General features: G+C 57.7%; 19 protein-coding genes. 15 read left to right on the top strand and 4 right to left on the bottom strand.

Going from position 1 to position 23536, the window contains the following annotated elements; translation table 11 throughout:
- Nucleotides 1-202: 202 nt before the first annotated feature.
- Together rpoB and rpoC are read left to right on the top strand one after the other, a co-directional pair.
- Nucleotides 203-4342, top strand: a complete 4140-nt coding sequence (rpoB, locus tag GV827_RS11300; RefSeq protein ID WP_164353919.1) for a DNA-directed RNA polymerase subunit beta — start codon at nucleotides 203-205, stop codon at nucleotides 4340-4342.
- Nucleotides 4343-4442: 100 nt separating this feature from the next.
- The gene (rpoC, locus tag GV827_RS11295; RefSeq protein ID WP_164353918.1) at nucleotides 4443-8687 is read left to right on the top strand and encodes a DNA-directed RNA polymerase subunit beta'; all 4245 of its coding nucleotides are present in this window, start codon (nucleotides 4443-4445) and stop codon (nucleotides 8685-8687) included.
- Nucleotides 8688-8856: 169 nt separating this feature from the next.
- On the opposite strand, the gene GV827_RS11290 is transcribed toward rpoC, so the two are convergent.
- Nucleotides 8857-9645: a CAP domain-containing protein gene (locus GV827_RS11290; protein WP_164353917.1), complete on the bottom strand. Its 789-nt coding sequence runs from the start codon at nucleotides 9643-9645 to the stop codon at nucleotides 8857-8859.
- 15 nt (nucleotides 9646-9660) lie between these two features.
- On the opposite strand from GV827_RS11290, the gene GV827_RS11285 reads away from it, so the two are divergent.
- Genes GV827_RS11285 through GV827_RS11275 form a run of 3 tightly spaced genes read left to right on the top strand, consistent with a single transcriptional unit; the run spans nucleotide 9661 to nucleotide 11673 of the window.
- Nucleotides 9661-9948, top strand: a complete 288-nt coding sequence (locus GV827_RS11285; RefSeq protein WP_164353916.1) for a hypothetical protein — start codon at nucleotides 9661-9663, stop codon at nucleotides 9946-9948.
- Nucleotides 9949-9998: 50 nt separating this feature from the next.
- Complete coding sequence (locus GV827_RS11280; protein WP_164353915.1) at nucleotides 9999-10805, top strand: glycosyltransferase; 807 nt, start codon at nucleotides 9999-10001, stop codon at nucleotides 10803-10805.
- Between the two features lies 1 nt (nucleotide 10806).
- Nucleotides 10807-11673 carry a DMT family transporter gene (locus tag GV827_RS11275; protein WP_164353914.1) on the top strand — a complete coding sequence of 289 codons (867 nt, stop codon included), beginning with the start codon at nucleotides 10807-10809 and terminating at the stop codon, nucleotides 11671-11673.
- Here the strand turns inward: GV827_RS11275 and GV827_RS11270 are convergent.
- On the bottom strand, nucleotides 11662-12480 hold the full coding sequence (locus tag GV827_RS11270; protein WP_164353913.1) for a putative rhamnosyl transferase: 819 nt from the start codon (nucleotides 12478-12480) through the stop codon (nucleotides 11662-11664). The genes GV827_RS11275 and GV827_RS11270 overlap by 12 nt on opposite strands.
- A gap of 329 nt (nucleotides 12481-12809) precedes the next feature.
- Between GV827_RS11270 and rpsL the strand changes: the two genes are divergently transcribed.
- From rpsL to tuf, 4 genes are all read left to right on the top strand, one after another.
- Entirely contained in the window at nucleotides 12810-13181 is a 372-nt protein-coding gene (gene rpsL / locus GV827_RS11265; RefSeq protein ID WP_107845357.1) for a 30S ribosomal protein S12, read from the top strand.
- A gap of 89 nt (nucleotides 13182-13270) precedes the next feature.
- On the top strand, nucleotides 13271-13741 hold the full coding sequence (rpsG, locus tag GV827_RS11260; protein ID WP_164353912.1) for a 30S ribosomal protein S7: 471 nt from the start codon (nucleotides 13271-13273) through the stop codon (nucleotides 13739-13741).
- Between the two features lie 96 nt (nucleotides 13742-13837).
- Nucleotides 13838-15961 (top strand): elongation factor G, encoded by a 2124-nt coding sequence (gene fusA, locus GV827_RS11255; RefSeq protein ID WP_164353911.1) that lies wholly within the window; start codon nucleotides 13838-13840, stop codon nucleotides 15959-15961.
- An 87-nt stretch (nucleotides 15962-16048) separates the two neighbouring features.
- Nucleotides 16049-17224: an elongation factor Tu gene (tuf, locus tag GV827_RS11250; protein ID WP_164353910.1), complete on the top strand. Its 1176-nt coding sequence runs from the start codon at nucleotides 16049-16051 to the stop codon at nucleotides 17222-17224.
- Between the two features lie 99 nt (nucleotides 17225-17323).
- On the opposite strand, the gene GV827_RS11245 is transcribed toward tuf, so the two are convergent.
- Both GV827_RS11245 and GV827_RS11240 read right to left on the bottom strand, forming a co-directional pair.
- Complete coding sequence (locus tag GV827_RS11245) at nucleotides 17324-18946, bottom strand: SGNH/GDSL hydrolase family protein (RefSeq protein ID WP_164353909.1); 1623 nt, start codon at nucleotides 18944-18946, stop codon at nucleotides 17324-17326.
- Nucleotides 18947-19284: 338 nt separating this feature from the next.
- On the bottom strand, nucleotides 19285-20166 hold the full coding sequence (locus GV827_RS11240) for a glycosyltransferase (protein ID WP_164353908.1): 882 nt from the start codon (nucleotides 20164-20166) through the stop codon (nucleotides 19285-19287).
- 317 nt (nucleotides 20167-20483) lie between these two features.
- On the opposite strand from GV827_RS11240, the gene rpsJ reads away from it, so the two are divergent.
- From rpsJ to GV827_RS11210, 6 genes are all read left to right on the top strand, one after another.
- Nucleotides 20484-20801 (top strand): 30S ribosomal protein S10, encoded by a 318-nt coding sequence (gene rpsJ, locus GV827_RS11235; protein ID WP_011567658.1) that lies wholly within the window; start codon nucleotides 20484-20486, stop codon nucleotides 20799-20801.
- An 18-nt stretch (nucleotides 20802-20819) separates the two neighbouring features.
- Nucleotides 20820-21692 (top strand): 50S ribosomal protein L3, encoded by an 873-nt coding sequence (gene rplC / locus GV827_RS11230; protein WP_164353907.1) that lies wholly within the window; start codon nucleotides 20820-20822, stop codon nucleotides 21690-21692.
- The gene (gene rplD / locus GV827_RS11225) at nucleotides 21689-22306 is read left to right on the top strand and encodes a 50S ribosomal protein L4 (protein WP_164353906.1); all 618 of its coding nucleotides are present in this window, start codon (nucleotides 21689-21691) and stop codon (nucleotides 22304-22306) included. The genes rplC and rplD overlap by 4 nt, the downstream gene beginning before the upstream one ends.
- Nucleotides 22303-22599, top strand: a complete 297-nt coding sequence (locus tag GV827_RS11220; protein WP_164353905.1) for a 50S ribosomal protein L23 — start codon at nucleotides 22303-22305, stop codon at nucleotides 22597-22599. The genes rplD and GV827_RS11220 overlap by 4 nt, the downstream gene beginning before the upstream one ends.
- A gap of 346 nt (nucleotides 22600-22945) precedes the next feature.
- A complete protein-coding gene (locus GV827_RS11215; RefSeq protein ID WP_164353904.1) occupies nucleotides 22946-23152 on the top strand; it encodes a cold-shock protein in 207 nt (68 codons plus the stop codon).
- A gap of 153 nt (nucleotides 23153-23305) precedes the next feature.
- Nucleotides 23306-23458 carry a hypothetical protein gene (locus tag GV827_RS11210; protein WP_164353903.1) on the top strand — a complete coding sequence of 51 codons (153 nt, stop codon included), beginning with the start codon at nucleotides 23306-23308 and terminating at the stop codon, nucleotides 23456-23458.
- Nucleotides 23459-23536: the final 78 nt, after the last annotated feature.

Genomic DNA, 23536 nt, shown 5'->3' with positions numbered 1-23536 from the left:
GCTGGATGGAGAGATTCTCTGTCCAGCCAAACCTGTCTTGAAGGGTGCTTTTGACCAAAGAGCCCCCTTCTGGAGAGGTCCACAGGTCGGAAGGGTTGCGGTGGGACGCAGCCCAGCATTGACCGGACTAATCCGCTCTGATGGACGCGCCACGGCCCCGGTGGCGGCGTTCAGGCAAGAGATACGAAAGGTATTTTGACACATGGCGCAATCCTTCCTTGGCCAGAAACGTCTCCGTAAATATTATGGCAAAATCCGCGAAGTGCTGGACATGCCGAACCTCATTGAGGTGCAAAAATCTTCCTACGACCTGTTCCTGAACTCGGGCGATGCCGAGACGCCAACAGATGGCGAAGGGATCATGGGCGTTTTCCAGTCGGTTTTCCCGATCAAGGATTTCAACGAAACCTCCGTGCTGGAATACGTCAAGTACGAGCTGGAAAAGCCCAAGTACGACGTTGAGGAGTGTCAGCAGCGCGACATGACCTATTCCGCGCCGCTCAAGGTGACACTGCGTCTGATCGTTTTCGATGTGGATGAGGACACTGGTGCGAAGTCCGTCAAAGACATCAAGGAACAGGATGTCTTTATGGGCGATATGCCCCTGATGACCCCCAATGGTACGTTCATCGTGAACGGTACCGAGCGTGTGATCGTATCCCAGATGCACCGCTCTCCTGGCGTGTTCTTTGACCATGACAAGGGCAAGACGCACTCTTCGGGTAAACTGCTGTTTGCATGCCGGATCATCCCCTACCGCGGCTCCTGGCTCGACTTTGAATTCGATGCCAAGGATATCGTCTTTGCCCGCATCGACCGCCGCCGCAAGCTGCCTGTGACGACCCTGCTTTATGCGCTGGGCCTGGATCAGGAAGCGATCATGGACGCGTATTACAATACCGTTACCTACAAGCTTAAAAAGAAGAAGGGCTGGGTTGCACCGTTCTTCCCCGAACGTGTGCGCGGTACCCGGCCGACATACGACATCGTGGATGCGAAATCTGGTGAGGTTCTGTTTGAAGCTGGCAAGAAGGTCACGCCACGTGCCGTCAAGAAGCTGATCGACGAAGGCGAAGTCAAAGAGCTGCTGGTGCCCTTCGACCATATTCAGGGCAAATTTGTTGCCAAGGACATCATCAACGAAGAAACCGGCGCGATCTATGTCGAAGCTGGCGATGAGCTGACGCTGGAGTACGACAAGGACGGTGAGCTGATCGGTGGTACGGCCAAGGAACTGGTCGACGCAGGCTTTACTGAGATCCCCCTGCTGGACATCGATAACGTCAACGTTGGTCCGTACATGCGCAACACAATGGCGCAGGACAAGAACATGAACCGCGACACCGCGCTCATGGACATCTACCGCGTTATGCGTCCGGGTGAGCCCCCCACCGTTGAAGCGGCGTCGAACCTGTTCGACACGCTTTTCTTTGATAGCGAGCGGTATGATCTGTCGGCCGTTGGTCGCGTGAAGATGAACATGCGTCTGGATCTGGATGCAGAAGACACCGTGCGCACGCTGCGCCGCGAGGACATCGTGGCCTGTATCAAGGCGCTCGTCGATCTGCGTGACGGCCGCGGCGACATCGACGACATCGACCACCTTGGCAACCGCCGTGTGCGTTCCGTCGGTGAGTTGATGGAGAACCAGTACCGCGTTGGCCTGTTGCGCATGGAGCGTGCGATCAAGGAGCGGATGTCTTCCGTTGAGATCGACACGGTGATGCCGCAGGACCTGATCAACGCCAAGCCTGCTGCCGCTGCGGTACGTGAGTTCTTTGGCTCTTCCCAGCTGTCGCAGTTCATGGACCAAACCAACCCGCTGTCCGAGGTGACGCATAAGCGTCGTCTTTCAGCGCTTGGACCAGGCGGTCTGACACGTGAGCGTGCGGGCTTTGAGGTGCGCGACGTGCACCCGACACACTATGGTCGCATGTGCCCGATTGAGACACCGGAAGGTCCGAACATCGGTCTGATCAACTCGCTGGCGACATTTGCCCGCGTGAACAAGTACGGCTTCATCGAAACACCATATCGCGTGGTCAAGGACAGCAAGGTGACCGATGAGGTACACTATATGTCCGCGACCGAGGAAATGCGTCACACTGTGGCTCAGGCGAACGCGTCGCTGGATGAAAACGGCAAGTTCATCAACGAGATGGTCAACACTCGTCAGTCCGGCGATTACACCTTGGCCCCGACGGAAAGCGTTGATTTGATTGACGTATCGCCCAAGCAGTTGGTCTCTGTTGCGGCCTCGCTGATCCCTTTCCTTGAGAACGACGACGCGAACCGCGCCTTGATGGGATCGAACATGCAGCGTCAGGCCGTGCCGTTGCTGCAGGCGGAAGCACCGCTTGTGGGTACAGGTATCGAAGAGGTAGTAGCACGGGATTCCGGTGCTGCGATCATGGCCAAGCGTGCCGGTGTCATCGACCAGGTAGATGCGAGCCGTATCGTGATCCGGGCCACTGAAGACCTTGAGCTGGGCGACGCGGGTGTGGACATCTACCGCATGCGTAAGTTCCAGCGTTCGAACCAGAACACCTGCATCAACCAGCGTCCGCTGGTGAAGGTGGGCGACACAGTTCAAAAAGGTCAGGTGGTTGCCGATGGTCCGTCCACCGATATGGGTGAACTGGCGTTGGGCAAGAACGTGGTCGTCGCGTTCATGCCGTGGAACGGCTACAACTACGAAGACTCCATCCTGATCTCCGAGCGCGTGTCTCGCGACGACGTCTTTACCTCGATCCACATCGAGGAATTCGAAGTTGCCGCCCGTGACACCAAGCTGGGGCCAGAAGAGATCACTCGCGACATTCCGAACGTCGGTGAAGAAGCGCTGCGCAACCTCGACGAGGCGGGCATCGTTTATATTGGCGCGGACGTTGAGCCGGGCGACATTCTGGTGGGCAAGATCACACCGAAAGGCGAAAGCCCGATGACGCCGGAAGAAAAGCTTCTGCGCGCCATCTTTGGTGAGAAAGCATCCGACGTGCGCGACACCTCGCTACGCGTGAAGCCGGGTGACTTTGGTACCGTCGTGGAAGTACGTGTCTTTAACCGCCATGGTGTGGAAAAAGACGAGCGTGCGCTGCAGATCGAGCGTGAGGAAGTCGAACGTCTGGCCCGTGACCGGGACGACGAGCTGGCGATCCTTGACCGCAACATCTATGCACGTCTGCGCGAAATGATCCTTGGCAAGGTGGCTGTCAAAGGCCCCAAGGGCATCAAACCCAACAGCCAGATCACCGAAGAGATGCTGGACGAGCAACTGACCCGTGGTCAGTGGTGGCAGCTGGCGCTTGAGGACGAGGATGACGCGAAAATCGTTGAAGCGCTGAACGAGCAGTACGAGATCCAGAAGCGGACCTTGGATGCCCGTTTCGACGACAAGGTCGAAAAGGTCCGTCGTGGCGACGATCTGCCTCCGGGTGTCATGAAGATGGTCAAGGTCTTTGTCGCGGTGAAGCGCAAGCTGCAGCCGGGTGACAAGATGGCGGGTCGTCACGGGAACAAGGGTGTGATTTCGAAAGTCGTTCCGATGGAGGACATGCCGTTCCTCGCGGATGGTACGCCGGTTGATTTCTGTCTGAACCCGCTGGGTGTGCCGTCGCGTATGAACGTTGGTCAGATCCTTGAGACGCACATGGGCTGGGCCGCACGAGGCCTGGGCGTGAACATCGACGAGGCGCTGCAGGAATACAAACGGTCGGGAGATCTGACACCGGTGCGCGAGGCGATGAGCCTTGCCTACGGCGATGACGTCTATGCCGAAGGTATCGAGGGCATGGACGAGGACACGCTGGTTGAAGCGGCTGGCAATGTCACACGCGGTGTGCCGATTGCAACGCCGGTTTTCGACGGTGCAAAGGAAGCGGATGTGAATGACAGCCTCACACGCGCTGGCTTTGACACGTCGGGTCAGTCGATCCTGTTCGACGGGCGCACGGGCGAGCAGTTTGCGCGCCCTGTTACCGTGGGCGTCAAGTACTTGCTGAAACTGCATCACCTTGTGGACGACAAAATCCACGCGCGGTCTACCGGTCCATACTCGCTTGTTACGCAGCAGCCGCTTGGTGGTAAGGCGCAGTTCGGCGGACAGCGTTTCGGGGAAATGGAGGTCTGGGCGCTGGAAGCTTACGGTGCCGCCTACACCCTGCAGGAAATGCTGACGGTGAAGTCGGACGACGTGGCGGGCCGGACCAAGGTCTATGAAAGCATCGTCAAGGGCGAGGACAATTTCGAAGCGGGCATTCCAGAGAGCTTTAACGTTCTCGTCAAGGAAGTGCGCGGCCTCGGCCTGAATATGGAACTCCTGGATGCGGAGGAGGATGAGTGAGCCAACGGCGGCGGGGTCAACCCCGCCCTACGGCCCCATCGGCATGGCGGGGTTTTCCCCGCCACGCCGCTCCCACTCCCACCCGATTTGAGGTATCAAAATGAACCAGGAACTGACAAACAACCCGTTCAACCCGCTTACACCGCCAAAGGTTTTTGACGAAATCAAGGTCTCTCTGGCAAGCCCGGAGCGGATCCTGAGCTGGTCCTTCGGTGAGATCAAGAAGCCCGAAACCATCAACTACCGGACGTTCAAGCCAGAGCGTGACGGTTTGTTCTGCGCGCGGATTTTTGGCCCGATCAAGGACTACGAATGCCTCTGCGGCAAGTACAAGCGCATGAAGTATCGCGGCGTTGTCTGCGAAAAGTGCGGTGTGGAAGTCACGCTGCAAAAGGTCCGCCGCGAGCGGATGGGCCATATCGAACTGGCGTCGCCTGTCGCGCACATCTGGTTCCTGAAATCGCTGCCGTCCCGCATCGGCCTGATGCTGGACATGACCCTGCGCGATCTGGAGCGGGTGCTGTATTTCGAAAACTACGTGGTGATCGAACCCGGTCTGACGGATCTCACCTACGGTCAGATGATGACCGAAGAAGAGTTCATGGACGCGCAGGATGCTTACGGCATGGACGCGTTCACCGCGAACATCGGTGCCGAAGCCATCCGCGAAATGCTGGCGGCGATCGATCTGGAAGCAGAAGCGGACCAACTGCGCGAAGAGCTGAAAGAAGCCACAGGTGAATTGAAGCCCAAGAAGATCATCAAGCGCCTGAAGGTGGTTGAAAGCTTCCTTGAATCCGGCAACCGCCCGGAGTGGATGGTCCTGACCGTGATCCCCGTGATCCCGCCGGAACTGCGCCCGCTGGTGCCACTGGATGGTGGTCGTTTCGCAACGTCTGACCTGAACGACCTGTATCGTCGTGTGATCAACCGGAACAACCGTCTGAAGCGTCTGATCGAACTGCGCGCGCCCGACATTATCGTGCGTAACGAAAAGCGGATGCTGCAGGAATCCGTTGACGCCCTGTTCGACAACGGCCGCCGTGGCCGTGTGATCACCGGTGCCAACAAGCGTCCGCTGAAATCGCTGTCCGACATGCTCAAGGGCAAGCAGGGTCGTTTCCGTCAGAACCTTTTGGGTAAGCGCGTCGACTTCTCTGGCCGTTCGGTCATTGTGACGGGTCCTGAACTGAAGCTGCACCAGTGCGGCTTGCCGAAAAAGATGGCGCTCGAACTCTTCAAGCCGTTTATCTATTCGCGGCTTGAGGCCAAAGGTCTGTCTTCAACCGTGAAGCAGGCCAAGAAGCTGGTGGAGAAGGAACGTCCCGAGGTTTGGGACATCCTTGATGAGGTTATCCGCGAACACCCTGTCATGCTGAACCGTGCGCCGACGCTGCACCGTTTGGGCATTCAGGCGTTTGAGCCTGTGCTGATCGAAGGTAAAGCCATTCAGCTGCACCCGCTGGTTTGTTCGGCCTTTAACGCCGACTTTGACGGTGACCAGATGGCGGTACACGTGCCGCTTTCGCTGGAAGCCCAGCTTGAAGCGCGTGTTCTGATGATGTCCACGAACAACGTGCTGTCGCCTGCAAACGGTGCGCCGATCATCGTGCCGTCGCAGGACATGATCCTTGGCCTTTATTACACCACGCTTGAGCGTCGGGGCATGAAGGGCGAAGGCAAGGTCTTTGGTACCGTGGATGAAGTGCAGCACGCGCTGGACGCCGGTGAGGTGCATCTGCACACCAAGATTCAGGCCCGGATCAAGCAGATCGACGACGAAGGCAACGAAGTGATGCAGCGCTTTGAAACGACACCCGGTCGGGTGCGTTTGGGTGCGCTGTTGCCATTGAATGCCAAGGCGCCGTTCAGCCTCGTCAACCGTCTGCTGCGCAAGAAAGAAGTGCAGCAGGTGATCGACACGGTCTACCGTTACTGCGGTCAGAAGGAATCTGTGATCTTCTGTGACCAGATCATGACCATGGGTTTCCGCGAGGCGTTCAAGGCCGGTATTTCCTTCGGCAAGGACGACATGCTGATCCCTGACAGCAAGTGGGGCCTCGTTGATGAGACCCGCGAGCAGGTCAAGGATTTCGAACAGCAGTACATGGACGGCCTGATCACCCAAGGTGAGAAGTACAACAAGGTGGTTGATGCTTGGTCGAAGTGTAACGACAAGGTGACAGACGCCATGATGGGCTCCATCTCGGCTGAGCGTCATGATGAGAACGGTGCCGAAATGGAACCGAACTCGGTCTACATGATGGCGCACTCCGGTGCGCGTGGCTCGGTTACGCAGATGAAGCAGCTGGGCGGTATGCGCGGCCTGATGGCCAAGCCGAACGGCGACATCATCGAGACGCCGATCATCTCGAACTTCAAGGAAGGTCTGACCGTTCTTGAATACTTCAACTCCACTCACGGCGCCCGTAAGGGTCTGTCTGATACCGCTCTGAAAACAGCGAACTCCGGTTACCTGACGCGTCGTCTGGTGGACGTGGCACAGGATTGCATCGTGCGCATGCACGATTGCGGTACCGAAGCTGCGATCACCGCAGAAGCGGCAGTCAATGACGGTGAAGTTGTCTCCTCTCTGGCCGAGCGTCTGCTGGGCCGGGTTGCTGCGGACGATATCCTCAAGCCGGGCACTGATGAGGTGCTGGCGGCAGCGGGAACCATCATCGACGAGCGTATGGCGGATGCCATCGACGATTCGGGTGTGCTTTCTGCACGTATCCGTTCGCCTCTGACCTGTGAGGCCGAAGAAGGCGTTTGCGCCATGTGCTACGGTCGTGACCTGGCGCGCGGTACACTGGTGAACCAGGGCGAAGCCGTGGGGATCATCGCGGCTCAGTCCATCGGTGAACCCGGTACACAGCTGACAATGCGGACGTTCCACATCGGCGGCGTTGCCCAGGGTGGCCAGCAGTCGTTCCTCGAAGCATCTCAGGAAGGCACGATCGCCTTCGAGAACGCGCAGACCCTTGAGAATGCCGCAGGGCAGATCATGGTGATGGGCCGGAACATGAAGATGATGATCATGGGCGACGACGGTGTAGAACGCGCCAGCCACAAGATCGGGTATGGTACAACACTGTTTGTTAAAGAGGGCGACAAGGTGGCCCGCGGCGACAAGCTGTTCGAGTGGGATCCCTACACACTGCCGATCATCGCGGAGAAAGCCGGTACAACCAAATTTGTCGATCTGGTCAGCGGCATCGCCGTGCGCGACGAGACCGACGATGCGACCGGCATGACCCAGAAGATCGTGATCGACTGGCGTGCGGCACCCAAGGGGAACGAGCTGAAACCAGAGGTTATCCTTGTGGGTGAAGATGGCGAGCCTGTGCGCAACGATGCGGGCAACCCGATCACCTATGCGATGTCGGTTGATGCGGTTCTGTCCGTCGAGGACGGCACCGAGATCAAGGCCGGCGACGTCATCGCGCGTATCCCGCGCGAAGGTGCCAAGACCAAGGACATCACCGGTGGTCTGCCACGTGTGGCCGAACTCTTTGAGGCGCGTCGCCCCAAGGACCACGCCATCATCGCGGAAATCGACGGTTACGTTCGCTTTGGCAAGGACTACAAGAACAAGCGTCGCATCGCGATCGAGTCCTCTGACGATGCGGATCACAAGGTTGAGTACATGGTGCCCAAGGGCAAGCACATCCCGGTTGCGGAAGGTGATTTTGTCCAGAAGGGTGATTACATCATGGACGGTAATCCGGCACCGCACGACATCCTGTCCATCATGGGTGTTGAGGCGCTGGCCGATTACATGATCGACGAAGTGCAGGACGTCTACCGCTTGCAGGGTGTGAAGATCAACGACAAGCACATCGAAGTGATCGTGCGCCAGATGCTGCAAAAGTGGGAGATCCAGGAATCTGGCGACACCACGCTGCTGAAGGGTGAACACGTCGACAAGCAGGAATTTGATATCGCCAATGAAAAGGCGCTGTCGAAGGGCGGCCGCCCGGCCAAGGGCGAACCGATCCTGCTTGGCATCACCAAGGCTTCCTTGCAGACACGCAGCTTCATCTCTGCCGCGTCCTTCCAGGAGACCACGCGGGTTCTGACCGAGGCGTCTGTCCAAGGTAAGAAGGACAAGCTGGTCGGTCTGAAAGAGAACGTCATCGTGGGCCGTCTGATCCCAGCCGGAACCGGTGGTGCGACCATGCAGATGCGCAAGATCGCTCAGGACCGTGACAACGTCGTGATTGAGGCGCGCCGCGAGGAAGCAGAGGCGGCGGCGGCGCTTGCAGCACCTTCGATGGAAGATGATGTTGTCGGTGGCGATGTGTTCTACACACCAACCTTTGACGAGGAAAGCCGCGACTGAGACGTGCTGAGCCTTGATTGATCGAAGCCCCCGCAGCGGTAACATGCTGCGGGGGCTTTTTTTCGCCAGATGAACTGTCCGAAGTGGGGGCAGATCCCAACATCGTGACGTTGATCTGTTGTGCACCCGATTCTGCCGTCAGCTGTGATGGAACGGGCCGATGTCGCGGTCAGAAGCCCCAGAAATCCCATCCTGCATCCGCAAACAACGACTGGATTGCATCAAGGAGGGGTTGGAACTGATCGCCGGTCTCTTCGAATGCAGACTGAGGAGCGGCTGGCTCCCACTGCAATTCCCATTCGATAAAGGCCGAACACAGGGGCATGTCACCCGATTGATCCACGTTGACGAGCGGCGGCTCTGGCTGTTGCGGCGTGGACTGTTGGTCAACCAGTGATGCTGGATCGGGAACCGGAGCCGGATCGATTGGTGTTTCCGGCTCGGGGATCGATACGATGGATGGGGTGACCGGCGTTTCAACAACAGGCGGTGTGGTCCCCGTATCAGGTGCCAGTTCTCCTTCTGTATAGGCAAAGTTTTGCGTTATCATCACCGCCTCAAACCCTTCGAAATTGCCAACCTCGATACCGATGCCAAGCGCTTCGAAATACGAGCTGAGGATGTTTGCTCGGTGGCCCGGACTGTTCATCAGCCCTTGATGCAGGGCCGTAACATCATCCAAAATGCCTGGCTCTCCGCGTGCACTCTGCCAAGCGATGTTTTCACCCCATCCCGAACTGCCGGAAAAGTCGAAATCAGCGGCGCTCATCCGGTCACCTGCGGATGACCCGCCAGCGCCTTTGTGTGCAAAGGTAGATGTATCGAGCATCCAACTGCTGTGGTCCTCGCTGGAATCGTTCGGACGGGTATCAAGAATAACCGCATCCAACCCGACTGCGGCGCGTTCCGCATTGATCAGATCAAGCATGAATCGCTCTGCTTCATTCGCCTGTGACATTGTCAGTCTCCATTTGTGACAAGAGGCGTATGGTTAAGAACGCGGCTGTTTCTTGGTCAACGCGTGCTTGGCGGGGCGATCCGAACTGGCTATTTCGTGCTGGAAATTGCCTCTGGCTTCGGCGTCGTGCCGCTGCAAAATCCGGGCAGGCATATTGCGGCCTATGCCCCCGTGCCAGCCAAGCCGACAAAGGCTCACGGGATGAAGAAAGTGAACACCGCGGGATGCGTTCTGGTCGTTTCGATGTCGGGCCGGACTGGATTTGGGTCCGGGATGGGGTCACGACATCCAAGGCCTCTTTAGGTACCTCGTAAATTGCCCTACCGTTGCCCCAAAGAGCAGGGCGCGCAGACGTGACACCAAAAGTGCAGATCAAAGGATTGATGCGGTTTTCCTATCTTTCGGAAAACGGGTTTGCCAAATCTGTGGACGATCTGGATGCGCGGCGTGCGGTCCTTTACGACCCTGCGCGGCTTGAGCGTCGGTTCAAGTTGTTCGAGCGGTTGGCATTTCACACGATGGCATTGCAGGACGACACTGATTTTTCCTGTGCGGTGCTGATCGGTGAATGCTTTCCCGACGCGTGGCGCATGCGGTTGGAAGATATCATCAGGGATTTCCCCCCGATGCAGATCGTGGCGTTACCGCCGATGGTGCATATTCAGGCGGTCAAAGCCGCGTATAGCGCTTTACCGGATGTGCCGGAGGCCACCCACATTGCCACTTTTCGCCAAGATGACGATGACGGGATGCACCGCCAGACGACAGCGCGGATCAGGGCGGTTGCGGATAATCTGTTGCAGGTACGGGTCGACAAGAAGCCTTTTGTCATCGCCTTCAACCGCGGCCTCTACCTCGACCCAAAGGCGACCTCGCCGATATCGGAGTGGTACGAACGCGCGCCGCTGGGGATTGGTTTGGCCATGGTGACGCCCAAAGGGGATCACGCCACGGTATTTCGGCGTAACCACCGAAACCTTGTTGAGTATTATGATTGCTATACCGAGGTGGACCGCCCGATGTGGATCCGCTCTGTGCATGAGGATAACGATTCATCCGCTACTCCACAGGGCAGGGCAGGGCCGTTGAGGCCGAAAGGCGTGAGGCGAGTCTTGTGGGACGGCTTTGGGTTAACCCCTGAAATGCTGGAAAACCTGTAGCATGTCGATAAACCTAGCCGGTGCATTGCTGATGATGGCCTCAATGGCCTGTTTCACGCTGAATGATACGATGCTCAAGCTGACAGCGGGGGCGGTTCCGTTGTTCCAGTTGCTGTTCATCCGCAGCACAATAACCTTCGGGTTGATCCTTGCCACACGAGGACGGTTGGGCGCGTTGCATTTCGATATCGCGCGGAAGGACTGGATGATCATCGCAGTACGTGCCGGGACCGAAATTTTACTGGCCTATTTCTTTCTAACAGCGCTTTTCAACATGCCGCTGGCGAACCTGACCGCCATTTTGCAAGTCGTGCCTTTGGCGGTGACGCTCGCCTCTGCCGTGGTTCTGCGCGAAACGGTGGGATGGCGGCGGATGCTGGCGATTGCGGTTGGGTTCTGCGGCGTTTTGCTGATCGTGAAACCCGGTGCAGAGGGGTTTAACGTCTGGTCGCTCTATGGTGTGATCGCCATGCTGCTGGTGACGGTACGCGATCTGGTGACGCGCAAGCTCTCGCCGACGGTGCCATCCATGACGGTAACCCTTGTGACTGCGGGCGCGGTGGCCGTGGCCATGGGGTTGGCGTCGCTTGGGGTGACATGGGTGGCGATTGATCTTCTGACGGCGGCGCTGATCGTTGGATCGGCGGTCTTTATCATGGGCGGATATTTCTTCTCCATCCAGGTGATGCGCTCAGGCGACGTATCGTTCACGGCACCCTTCCGCTATACGGGGCTTATATGGGCCTTGCTGGCGGGATGGTTTGTATTCGGAGAATGGCCCGGAGTGATGACACTGATCGGCGCGGCGATTGTCGTGGCGACGGGGACTTTCAGTTTTTACCGCGAACGGCAGCTGTCAGGAGGCTGACAGCTTTGCAAATGCTGCGGCAACGGCGTCAGCGTCGATGTTGTACGTCGTTTTGAAGTGGGCCTTGCCGGTCGGATCAAGCGGCGTAAGCTTGGGCGTGCGGATACCTGGTTTCTGTCTTGAGTCGTTGTAATCGTTGTGGCCCCGGATCAGCATGTCTTCACCAGCGATGGTCACGGTCGGCATTTTCTGTCCGACCTTCATGTGGGCAAAATTCATAACTGACAGGCGTAGGTCCGGCTTGAACATCAATGCAAGTCCGGCGGTGGTATAGGGCGCATTGGTTGCCGCGACTTCAAGGCCACGCGCCGACGGTCGTGCGATGTAGCCTTGGTTGAAATCGATGGCAATATGGCGGTGCTTGGCGGCCAAGGGCAGGACGTCGATCGCCGTCTCTCTGAGGCGCTTGATATAGGTGGTTGCGACGGCGTCGTCGTCATCCATACGAAATTGCAGGCAGGCTTCTCCGTCATAACGTCGAACTTCGTTGATGGCGTCCTGCATAACTTTACGATGAGGGCCAGGTGGATAGGCCTTGATGACTGCTTGCGGCATGTTCTCCACTGCGGCTTCCAGCCGGTCGCGATAGACAGCAGGCAGGCTGTCCCCGACGACGATCAGCAGGGTGAAATCATCATCTGTCTGTGCCTTGAGGGGCGGCAGCAGCATCGTCTCAAACGTGGCAAAGCGTTCTGCCATGCGGGCAGGGGCGTAAAGGTATGCCATCCGTTCTTGCAGGCTGGCGTGTTCGACTTGAAATCCGCCGTCGCCGGGGTAGGAAAAGCGGCAGATGCCGATAGTTTGCATAGACGTTGCGGCCTTGGGTTACTAGATATCTACCATCGCAGCCCCGGCCGTTCCACGCAACCGGGCTGGCGGTGTTGACACCTTACCGCGACTCCCCTATATGCCCGCTATCTCGACAGCAGGGCTTGCTCTGCCATTCGAAATCATAACTTAAGTGGTCAAGACCCGGTCTAATGCTGACCCGGTCCTCTGTAGCCCCACCGCCATGTTCACCTCGGTACGGGAACGTTGCGGTGTTTTCGCTTTGTCAAAAGACAGGCGCAGAATTTTAAACCGCATGGGGTGACCCTCGTGCACCTGATGTGAGACTTAGAACGGGGTAATCCTGAATGCCAACGATCCAACAGCTGATCCGCAAGCCGCGGCAGCCAAAGCGCAAAACATCGAAATCCATGCACCTGCAGGAATGCCCGCAGAAGCGTGGCGTTTGTACACGCGTGTACACAACAACGCCCAAGAAACCGAACTCCGCGATGCGGAAAGTTGCGAAGGTGCGCCTGACCAACGGTTTCGAGGTGATCTCTTACATTCCCGGTGAAAGCCACAACCTGCAGGAACACTCCGTTGTTCTGATCCGTGGCGGTCGTGTAAAAGACCTTCCCGGTGTGCGTTATCACATCCTGCGCGGTGTTCTGGATACCCAGGGTGTCAAGGACCGTAAGCAGCGCCGTTCCAAGTACGGTGCCAAGCGTCCTAAGTAATCCGCATGGTGGGCGTTACGCCCACCTTACCATCCGCCACGTAAGGTGAGGCTCTGCCTCACCCCCGCACGCAAGAGGAAGACAACGACATGTCACGCCGCCACGCCGCTGAAAAACGCGAAGTTCTGCCAGACGCCAAGTACGGTGATCTGGTTCTGACTAAATTCATGAACAACCTGATGATTGACGGGAAGAAATCCGTCGCCGAGCGTATCGTCTACAACGCGATGACCCGCGTTGAAGAGAAGATCAAACGCGCCCCTATCGAGGTGTTCCACGAAGCACTCGACAACATCAAACCATCGGTCGAGGTTCGCTCGCGCCGTGTGGGTGGTGCTACCTATCAGGTGCCTGTTGAAGTGCGCCCCGAGCGCCGCGAAGCTCTGGCCATCCGCTGGTTGATCAAAGCATCCCGTTCGCGCAACGAGAACACGATGGAAGAGCGCCTTGCAGGTGAGCTTTTGGACGCCGTTCAGTCCCGCGGCACAGCCGTGAAAAAGCGCGAAGACACGCACAAGATGGCCGACGCCAACAAGGCATTCAGCCACTACCGCTGGTAACATTCGGTCGGGGCAACCCCGGCTTTCAAGATCGGGGCTCGGATCCGCCGGGCCCCTGACCCTTTTCAAAGCAAAACCTCTGAGGAAGCTTTACAAATGGCACGCGATTATCCGCTTCAACGCTACCGCAACTTCGGCATCATGGCTCACATCGATGCCGGCAAGACCACATGTTCCGAGCGCATCCTGTACTACACAGGCAAATCCCACAACATCGGTGAGGTGCACGACGGTGCGGCCACCATGGACTGGATGGAGCAGGAACAAGAGCGCGGCATCACCATCACGTCCGCTGCGACCACAACTTTCTGGCAGCGTCAGGAAGAGCCAACAGCAGATGCCACATCCGACACCAAGTACCGGATGAACATCATCGACACCCCCGGCCACGTGGACTTCACCATCGAGGTTGAGCGTTCCTTGGCCGTTCTGGATGGCGCGGTTGCCGTTCTGGACGCTAACGCCGGTGTTGAGCCACAGACCGAAACAGTCTGGCGTCAGGCCGACCGTTACAAGGTTCCGCGCATCGTGTTCGTCAACAAGATGGACAAGATTGGCGCCGACTTCTTTAACTGCGTCAAGATGATCAAGGACCGCACAGGTGCGATTCCTGCGCCGATTCAGATCCCAATCGGTGCCGAGAACGAGCTTGAAGGCATGATCGACCTGGTGACCATGAAAGAATGGGTTTGGGCCGGTGAAGACCTTGGTGCGTCCTGGGAACAGCGCGACATCCGCGACAGCCTGAAGGACCTGGCAGACGAATGGCGTGCCACGCTGATCGAGACTGCAGTCGAGATGGACGATGACGCAATGGAAGCCTACCTTGAAGGCGGAGAGCCTGATGTGGAGACGCTGCGCAAGCTGATCCGCAAGGGCACGCTGGCCATCAAGTTTATCCCGGTTCTCTGCGGATCCGCGTTCAAGAACAAAGGCGTTCAGCCATTGCTCAACGCTGTGATCGACTATCTGCCCAGCCCGCTGGACGTTGTCGACTACATGGGCTTCAAGCCGGGCGACGAGACAGAAACACGTAACATCCCGCGTCGTGCGGACGATGATATGGCGTTCTCTGGCCTTGCGTTCAAAATCATGAACGACCCCTTCGTTGGCTCGCTGACATTCACGCGCGTCTACTCCGGTGTGCTGAACAAGGGTGACACGCTCCTGAACTCCACCAAGGGCAAGAAAGAGCGCGTCGGTCGTATGATGATGATGCACTCCAACGACCGTGAGGAGATCACCGAAGCCTTCGCTGGTGACATCATCGCGCTGGCGGGTCTGAAAGACACCACAACCGGTGACACGCTCTGTGCTGTCAACGATCCAGTGGTTCTCGAAACCATGACCTTCCCCGATCCGGTGATCGAGATCGCGGTAGAGCCCAAGACCAAAGCCGACCAGGAAAAGATGTCCGCAGGTCTGGCCCGTCTGGCCGCCGAAGACCCCTCATTCCGCGTGGAAACTGACCTCGAATCCGGTCAGACCATCATGAAGGGCATGGGCGAACTACACCTCGACATCCTCGTCGATCGCCTGAAGCGCGAGTTCAAGGTCGAGGCGAACATCGGTGCGCCGCAGGTGGCTTACCGTGAGACAATCTCTCGCGAGGCCGAGATCACCTACACCCACAAGAAACAGTCCGGCGGTTCCGGTCAGTTTGCTGAAGTGAAGATGATCCTGATGCCAACCGAGCCAGGTGAAGGGTATTCCTTCGAGAGCCGCATCGTTGGTGGTGCTGTTCCGAAGGAATACATCCCGGGTGTTGAAAAGGGTATCAATTCGGTCATGGACTCCGGTCCGCTGGCTGGCTTCCCTGTCATCGACTTCAAGGTTGCACTGATTGACGGTAAGTTCCACGACGTGGACTCTTCTGTTCTGGCGTTCGAGATTGCGGCCCGTATGGGTATGCGCGAAGGCATGAAGAAGGCCGGTGCGAAACTGCTTGAGCCGATCATGCGCGTCGAGGTTGTGACACCGGAAGAGTATACCGGTGGCATCATCGGTGACCTGACATCCCGTCGCGGTCAGGTGCAGGGTCAGGACACACGCGGTAACGCGATTGCCATCGACGCCTTCGTGCCGCTGGCAAACATGTTCGGCTACATCAACACGTTGCGGTCGATGTCTTCGGGTCGTGCGAACTTCACCATGCAGTTCGACCACTACGAAGGTGTGCCACAGAACATCTCGGACGAGATCCAGGCCAAATTCGCATGATTTAGGGGTGGGCGATGCGCCCACCTTACCACCCCGTAAGGTGGAGCATTGCTTCACCCCACACACTAAACTGAAGGAGCCAACACCATGGCAAAGGAAAAGTTTGAACGTACGAAACCGCACGTCAACATCGGCACGATTGGCCACGTTGACCACGGCAAGACGACACTGACGGCAGCGATCACGAAGTACTTCGGTGACTTCCAGGCGTATGACCAGATTGACGGCGCGCCCGAAGAGAAAGCCCGTGGCATCACGATCTCGACCGCGCACGTGGAATACGAGACCGACGCACGTCACTATGCGCACGTCGACTGCCCCGGCCACGCCGACTACGTCAAGAACATGATCACCGGTGCCGCCCAGATGGACGGCGCGATCCTGGTGGTGAACGCGGCCGACGGCCCGATGCCCCAGACCCGCGAGCACATCCTGTTGGGCCGCCAGGTTGGTATTCCCTACATGGTTGTCTTCATGAACAAGGTTGACCAGGTCGACGACGAAGAGCTGCTGGAGCTGGTGGAAATGGAAATCCGCGAGCTGCTGTCCTCTTACGAGTACCCGGGCGACGACATTCCGATCATCGCGGGCTCCGCGCTGGCGGCGATGGAAGGCCGTGATCCAGAGATCGGCGAGAACAAGATCCGTGAACTGATGGCGGCCGTGGATGAGTACATCCCGACACCTGCACGTGCGGTGGACCAGCCGTTCCTGATGCCGGTGGAAGACGTGTTCTCGATCTCCGGCCGTGGTACGGTTGTGACCGGGCGTGTCGAGCGTGGCGTGATCAACGTCGGCGACGAGATCGAGATCGTGGGCATCCGCGACACCAAGAAGACGACCTGCACAGGTGTGGAAATGTTCCGCAAGCTGCTGGACCGTGGTGAAGCGGGCGACAACATCGGCGCCCTGCTGCGCGGTGTGGACCGTGACGGTGTCGAGCGTGGCCAGGTGCTGTGCAAGCCCGGTTCGGTGAACCCGCACACGAAGTTCGAGGCCGAGGCCTACATCCTGACCAAGGAAGAGGGTGGCCGTCACACGCCGTTCTTTGCGAACTACCGTCCACAGTTCTACTTCCGGACGACAGACGTCACCGGCACTGTTCAGCTGCCCGAGGGCACCGAGATGGTGATGCCTGGCGACAACCTGAAGTTCGACGTTGAGCTGATCGCACCGATCGCGATGGAGCAGGGCCTGCGCTTTGCTATTCGCGAAGGTGGCCGCACCGTTGGCGCGGGCGTGGTTTCCAAGATCACGGACTAAGCCCAGTGAGGCGGGCGATACGCCCGCCGACAGAACAAACACAAAAGGCCGCAGCGCGATGCTGCGGCCTTTTTCGGTTTGCAGTCCTTTGAAGGCAGGTCAGACCAAACCGAAAAGGTCCGCCGTTGCCACGTGAACACCAGCCGCGCCGAAATCGTAGGTTTCCAGCTCATCACTTGTGATGGTAAGGATGGCTTCAAACCCAAAGACCTCGACGTTGTTCACGCTGAGAAAGGCATCAAGATCCGATATCTCGGTATCCGAAACGACAAGCAGCGTATCTGTGCCTGTCCCGCCAAAGAACACGTCGCTGTCGGACCCATCGCTGCCGCCAAGGGTGCTTGGTGCCAGGTAAAGTGCGATGTCATCGCCAGCGCCGCCAAACACCACATCATTGCCCAATCCATCCGTCAGAACATCGTCACCCATGCCACCGTTCACGAAGTCATTGCCGTGGTTGCCAGCGATCACATCATTTCCGTCACCGCCCAGCATGACATCGTTGCCTGAGCCGCCCGACAGAATGTCATCCCCGCTTTCGCCGAACAGCACGTAGTTCCCGGTGCCGCCAAAGGCGACATCGTGCCCGTCGCCCGCAAAGACGACATCATTGTCGGCCCCGGCAAACACCATGTCATCGCCGTCATCGGCGCGCACACGATCCCGACCCTCTTGGGCAAAGATTGTTTCGCCTGCTGCCGTGCCGCCGGTGATCCCACCGTTGTCATCTCCCTCGATTTGCGTGTTGCCGAGGGTCATTGCCTGAAAGGCACCAAAGGTTTCGCGCAGTTCTGCGGTGAAATGGACAGGATTGATAAAGCCGATCTGATCAATTGGGACATCGTCAATCAGCAGTGTGTTTGTGGGGGCGCTGCTGGGCAAAGCGTTTTCGAGCGTCAGGAACCCGAAGGTTTCCTGATCGGCCTGAACCTCTTGGGCGAGGCCAAAGAAATCAATGAATTCGACGTTTGTACCGCTTGCCCGAAGGGTTTCGGCAAGGGCCTTGATGCCCTGGTTCGCCTGCGCGGAAACACCATCGAAGAGATCGGCGGTTGCCGGGCCAAAGAAATCAATCAGCCCGTTGGCATTGGGAAAGAAACTGCCACCCGGCAAGGTATTGAGGATAATCGTACCCATGCCTGTCCGGGCCAAGGCCTGGGTCTGTGTGGACAATTGCTCCACGATAGCGGCGACGCCGGTCGCGATGACATCCTGATCAATCACACCAGTCGCTGTGGAGGCACCGCCAAGAGCGCCAAGGTCATTTAGCCCGATAAAGACCGAAGCGGCAGCGGTAGAGAGGAATGCCAGTTTTTCGGCTTCACTGCCCGGCAGGCCCGCAATGGCGGATTGCAGTGCCGCCAGCTGATCTGCATAGGTGTTTGAGGCAGTGCGGCCAAAGACCGAAAGGTCTGTGGCTGTTGCGCCACCAACGGCCAGATTGGAGCCGCTCAGATCATCATAAAGGGTGCTTGTATCGCTTGGGATGCCAAGCAGCCCTGCCGTGATATCGGCGTAGACATCACCGTTCGTGAAGCGACCGTTGTAAAAGATTCCACGTTCGGTGAAATCAACCGGATTCCCTTCGAGATCGACACCTGTGATTTCGGATGGCGGAATGGCGCCAGCCGTCAAGGCAGAGACGGCACCGTTGTCACTCAGGCTATCGCCAAAAACGAAAAGTGCGCTGTAGGTCGGTTGCGTTGCTGAATTGTTTTCCATGTATCCTCCCGAATTGATGTTCGGCACAGCGGTGTCCCGCCACGCGGGGATCACGTACTGATGGCTTTGGCCATTCTTGTCTGAAACTGCCCCCGGTGTTTGAAAGAGTTGCAGGCCCGAGGTGTAACGAAGGGCGAATTATTCAAAATGAATTTGGTCAAACGCAAAAGATAGCCGAGAAAACATGCTCTGTCTGAACCGTCGAAATCCTGTCGGACGTTTCGTTGTCAGTGCTATATTCGCCATGGATACTCACACCTTCGGGATCCGTGGCGCAGCTTCACCTTGTTTGCCTAACCCCGATCCTGCTGAGGGTTTTGGGACCCGTTGGAGTGACATCAGGTCCCCGTCCGAAGACCCGCTGCGCCATCGCCTGCGAATTTCTCATAGTTTTCCAACCAGATGTTTTGCATTTCGCGGCTATCGAATGCAAAACGACGCTGTAGGAACCGCCGCTTGTTTCTCGGATTGAATCGAAATGTCTTGGTCCGCCGGGCAAAACTGTCGAGGTGACTGTCGTTGTCGTGATGCGCGCCGCGGATGTACATCGGCGTTTCGCGAAAGGTCAGCGTAGGCATGGAATGCCAGATCCTCAGATGGGGAAATTCAAATAGCGATTGCGCTTCTTTGTTGGCCTGAAAAACCACAAGACCCGGCGCCCAGTGCCGGGCGGAAACCGGGCGAAACTCGACCCCTTCCGGCGACGTCTCCATAATGAAACCCCGGGTATAATCCAGACCCGCAATGCCTTCGGTTTCATAGAACGGATGCAGGTTCGAAAAGATGCGGCGGCTTTCTTCGATGAAATCCACAGCGACCGCATCATCGTCGTCGATCCGGTATTGCGCCAGGATGTCATGGCGCTTTTCCTGATGTTCGGGGATCAGTTCCATGAACATCTCGCGCATGTTCTGACCTTCGGGGGCAAATACCGCACTGGCTTGCGGGACCGTGCCGAGAAGTTTTTCAAGACGGCTGCGCCATGGGGCGGGTAGCTGGTCACCCATAACGAAGAGATGCTTGAAAGTCGGGTCGGTTTGTTCCCGAAGACACGGCAGGACCAGATGTTCCAGCAGGAACAGCCGATGTTCCATCCGTTCAGGGGCATAGAGCTTGGCGCGCAGCACATCGAGATCCTCGCTGGACTTGCGATAGCCATCGGGTGTGCCAGGATAGGACCACCGGGTAATGCCCAGAAACTGGACTGTCGGATCTGCCATGATTGCTCGATTTTTTTTGATTTAGTAAGGGTTACATATCCTTGGACTCCATTAAATCAACCTTAACGATAGTAAAAGGCCCAGTATTTCGGCGCACGGGCCAGATTGCGCTCAGGCACTGATTATCGGATTGGTCCGCCCGCGCGCACAAACCTGCAAATCCCCCTTGCCACGCATTCCGACTCCCCCTATACGACCCCTATCTAACCGGGGTGCGCTTTTGCGTGCCCCGTTTGAGTTGACACAAAGGCGCGAAGAGGGTGTGCGATGAGCGTATATCCTCCAATCCGCTGAAGCCCTGACAAGGGATGATACATATGGCACAAAGCCAAAATATCCGCATCCGGCTCAAGGCGTTTGACTACCGTGTGCTGGACACTTCCACACAAGAGATCGTCAACACCGCCAAGCGTACCGGCGCATCCGTTCGCGGCCCGATTCCGCTGCCGAACAAGATTGAAAAATTCACCGTTCTGCGTGGGCCACACGTTGACAAGAAATCCCGTGACCAGTTCGAGATCCGCACGCACAAGCGTCTGCTGGATATCGTTGATCCAACCCCCCAGACCGTGGACGCGCTGATGAAGCTCGACCTGGCCGCTGGTGTGGACGTTGAGATCAAGCTGCAGTCATAAGCGTAGGAGGGTTTCTTTATGTTGCGCTCAGGCGTTATTGCAAAAAAGGTCGGGATGACCCGCCTTTTCATGGAAGACGGAAAGCAGATTCCTGTGACCGTTCTCCAACTCGACAAACTTCAGGTGGTTGCACAGCGTACCGCTGAGAAGGACGGCTACACGGCTGTTCAGCTTGGTGCCGGCTCTGCGAAAGCGAAGCGGACCTCCAAAGCCATGCGCGGCCACTTTGCCGCTGCCAAGGTTGAACCCAAGCGCAAGGTCGCAGAATTCCGCGTTGACGCGGATGCGATGCTGCCCGTGGGTGAAGAGATCATCGCGGATCACTATTTCGCAGGTCAGTACGTTGACGTTGCAGGCACATCCATCGGTAAAGGTTTTGCCGGTGCGATGAAGCGCCACAACTTTGGCGGTCTGCGGGCCTCGCACGGTGTTTCCATCTCTCACCGTTCGCACGGTTCGACAGGTCAGTGTCAGGATCCCGGCAAGGTTTTCAAAGGCAAGAAAATGGCCGGTCACATGGGTGCTGCCCGCGTGACAACGCAGAACCTTGAAGTGGTCAAGACAGACACCGCACGTGGTCTGATCATGGTCAAAGGCGCTGTTCCAGGCTCCAAGGGTGGCTGGGTCACCGTCAAGGACGCGGTGAAAAAGCCGTTCCCTGAGAATGCGATCCTGCCTGCCGCTCTGAAATCCGCCGCTGAAGAAGCCGCCAAAGCCGCTGAAGAAGCAGCAGCCGCCGCAGCAGCCGAGGCCGAGGCCGAATCAGCACGTCTGGCAGAAGAGCAGGCCGCAGCCGAAGCCGAAGCGCTGAAGGCAGCAGAAGCCGAAATCGCAGAAGAGGGTGCAACGCCCGAAGCTGACGATGCAGACAAGAAAGAAGGTGACGCATGAAACTCGATGTCATCAAACTCGACGGCGGCAAGGCCGGTTCGGTAGATCTGGACGAGGCTCTGTTCGGCCTTGAGCCGCGCGCCGACATCCTGCACCGCGTCGTGCGCTGGCAGCGTAACAACGCGCAGGCCGGTACACACAAGGTCAAGACACGGTCCGAAGTCAGCTACTCCACCAAGAAGATCTATCGTCAGAAGGGCACCGGCGGCGCACGCCACGGCGCACGTTCTGCTCCGATCTTCCGTGGGGGTGGTGTGTACAAGGGTCCGGTTGTGCGCTCTCATGGTCACGAGCTGACCAAGAAGTTCCGCAAGCTGGGTCTGCGCCACGCGCTGTCCGCCAAGGCGAAAGCCGGTCAGCTGGTGGTGATTGACGAGGCGACGTCCGAAGGCAAGACCGCCGCACTGGCCAAGCAGATCAATGCGTTGGGCTGGAAGCGCGCGCTTGTGATCGACGGCGCATCGGTGAATGAGAACTTCGCCCAAGCCGCACGCAACATAGAAGGTCTGGATATCCTGCCGACAATGGGTGCAAACGTATATGACATCCTCAAGCGTGACACCCTGGTGATCACGAAGGCGGGCGTCGAAGCATTGGAGGCCCGTTTGAAATGAGCGCCAAGCACACACACTACGACGTGATCCGCAAGCCGATCATCACCGAGAAAGCGACCATGGCATCAGAAGCCAACGCGGTTGTTTTCGAAGTGGCGATGGAGAGCAACAAGCCGATGATCAAGGAGGCCGTCGAGGCGCTCTTTGGGGTCAAGGTGAAGGCCGTGAATACGACCATCACCAAAGGCAAGGTCAAGCGTTTCCGCGGCCAGTTGGGCAAGCGGAAGGACGTGAAGAAGGCCTACGTGACGCTTGAAGAAGGCAACACGATCGACGTCTCAACCGGGCTGTAAGTTCGGTTCGTTATGAGTTTGGAAAGGCCCCCGATGTTCGGGGGCCTTTTCGCGTTTTGACCCATTATTTATTGATCACACGCCCTGTACCGGGCGCAAACTGCGCAGGCATAGGTGCGACCCTTGGCGCGGATGGGGCTGTGACGTCCGAAACGGGGGTATATCATGGCTTATGCTGCGGCGCGGCAGAATAGTGCTTGCTATGGTCTGGGAAAAGGCGCATAGGTAGCACGCGACGTTTTTACACTATCGGCATTTCTGCTCCTTACGGCTCAGTCTTACGATCTTTCACTGACTTAGCCGACTTGCCGCATTCTGCGGGCAGGATTTATCTAGGAGTACGACGATGGCCAATGGCACCGTCAAATGGTTCAACACAACAAAAGGTTTCGGGTTTATCGCCCCTGACGGCGGCAGCAAGGACGTGTTCGTACACATCTCTGCCGTTGAGCAAGCGGGCCTGACCGGCCTGAGCGATGACCAGAAAGTCACGTTCGAGATCGAGCCCGGCCGCGACGGCCGCGAGAGCGCAACGAACCTCGCGCTGGCATAAGCTGGCGATCCCCTTCGGGGGATGAAGAATTGGACGGGCGTGGCCGAGAGGCTGCGCCCGTTTTTTGTTTGGGGGATTGAAGTGTTTTTGCCGTCGAGGGTAGGGCGGGGTTTGACCCCGCCTTTGGTGTGATTGGGTGACGGAGATATCGGAATGGTGGAACGGATTGTAATGACGGTAGAGGAGGCTCAGGCGGGTTTTGAGCGATTGGTGGATGCGGTGTTGCGTGGGGTGGAGGTTGTGATTGTGCGGGAGGATGGGTTTCGGGTGGAGTTGGTTGCCGTTGATCCGGGCGAGATCGGTTGAATGGAACGTGGGGGTAGGGTGCGCAGTGAATGTGCACCCTACGGTTTGCTTCGCACGCAGCGTTTGATACGGTCTGGG

Source organism: Sulfitobacter sediminilitoris (assembly GCF_010667575.1).
GTDB lineage: Bacteria > Pseudomonadota > Alphaproteobacteria > Rhodobacterales > Rhodobacteraceae > Sulfitobacter > Sulfitobacter sediminilitoris.
This window is presented reverse-complemented; position numbering and strand designations above follow the sequence as displayed.

Excerpts from the sequence above, each read along its gene's own strand:
- rpoB (WP_164353919.1), top strand. The coding sequence starts at position 203 with ATGGCGCAATCCTTCCTTGGCCAGAAACGTCTCCGTAAATATTATGGC.
- rpoC (WP_164353918.1), top strand. The coding sequence starts at position 4,443 with ATGAACCAGGAACTGACAAACAACCCGTTCAACCCGCTTACACCGCCA.
- GV827_RS11290 (WP_164353917.1), bottom strand. The coding sequence starts at position 9,645 with ATGTCACAGGCGAATGAAGCAGAGCGATTCATGCTTGATCTGATCAAT.
- GV827_RS11275 (WP_164353914.1), top strand. The coding sequence starts at position 10,807 with ATGTCGATAAACCTAGCCGGTGCATTGCTGATGATGGCCTCAATGGCC.
- GV827_RS11270 (WP_164353913.1), bottom strand. The coding sequence starts at position 12,480 with ATGCAAACTATCGGCATCTGCCGCTTTTCCTACCCCGGCGACGGCGGA.
- rpsL (WP_107845357.1), top strand. The coding sequence starts at position 12,810 with ATGCCAACGATCCAACAGCTGATCCGCAAGCCGCGGCAGCCAAAGCGC.
- rpsG (WP_164353912.1), top strand. The coding sequence starts at position 13,271 with ATGTCACGCCGCCACGCCGCTGAAAAACGCGAAGTTCTGCCAGACGCC.
- fusA (WP_164353911.1), top strand. The coding sequence starts at position 13,838 with ATGGCACGCGATTATCCGCTTCAACGCTACCGCAACTTCGGCATCATG.
- tuf (WP_164353910.1), top strand. The coding sequence starts at position 16,049 with ATGGCAAAGGAAAAGTTTGAACGTACGAAACCGCACGTCAACATCGGC.
- GV827_RS11245 (WP_164353909.1), bottom strand. The coding sequence starts at position 18,946 with ATGGAAAACAATTCAGCAACGCAACCGACCTACAGCGCACTTTTCGTT.
- GV827_RS11240 (WP_164353908.1), bottom strand. The coding sequence starts at position 20,166 with ATGGCAGATCCGACAGTCCAGTTTCTGGGCATTACCCGGTGGTCCTAT.
- rpsJ (WP_011567658.1), top strand. The coding sequence starts at position 20,484 with ATGGCACAAAGCCAAAATATCCGCATCCGGCTCAAGGCGTTTGACTAC.
- rplC (WP_164353907.1), top strand. The coding sequence starts at position 20,820 with ATGTTGCGCTCAGGCGTTATTGCAAAAAAGGTCGGGATGACCCGCCTT.
- rplD (WP_164353906.1), top strand. The coding sequence starts at position 21,689 with ATGAAACTCGATGTCATCAAACTCGACGGCGGCAAGGCCGGTTCGGTA.
- GV827_RS11220 (WP_164353905.1), top strand. The coding sequence starts at position 22,303 with ATGAGCGCCAAGCACACACACTACGACGTGATCCGCAAGCCGATCATC.
- GV827_RS11215 (WP_164353904.1), top strand. The coding sequence starts at position 22,946 with ATGGCCAATGGCACCGTCAAATGGTTCAACACAACAAAAGGTTTCGGG.
- GV827_RS11210 (WP_164353903.1), top strand. The coding sequence starts at position 23,306 with ATGGTGGAACGGATTGTAATGACGGTAGAGGAGGCTCAGGCGGGTTTT.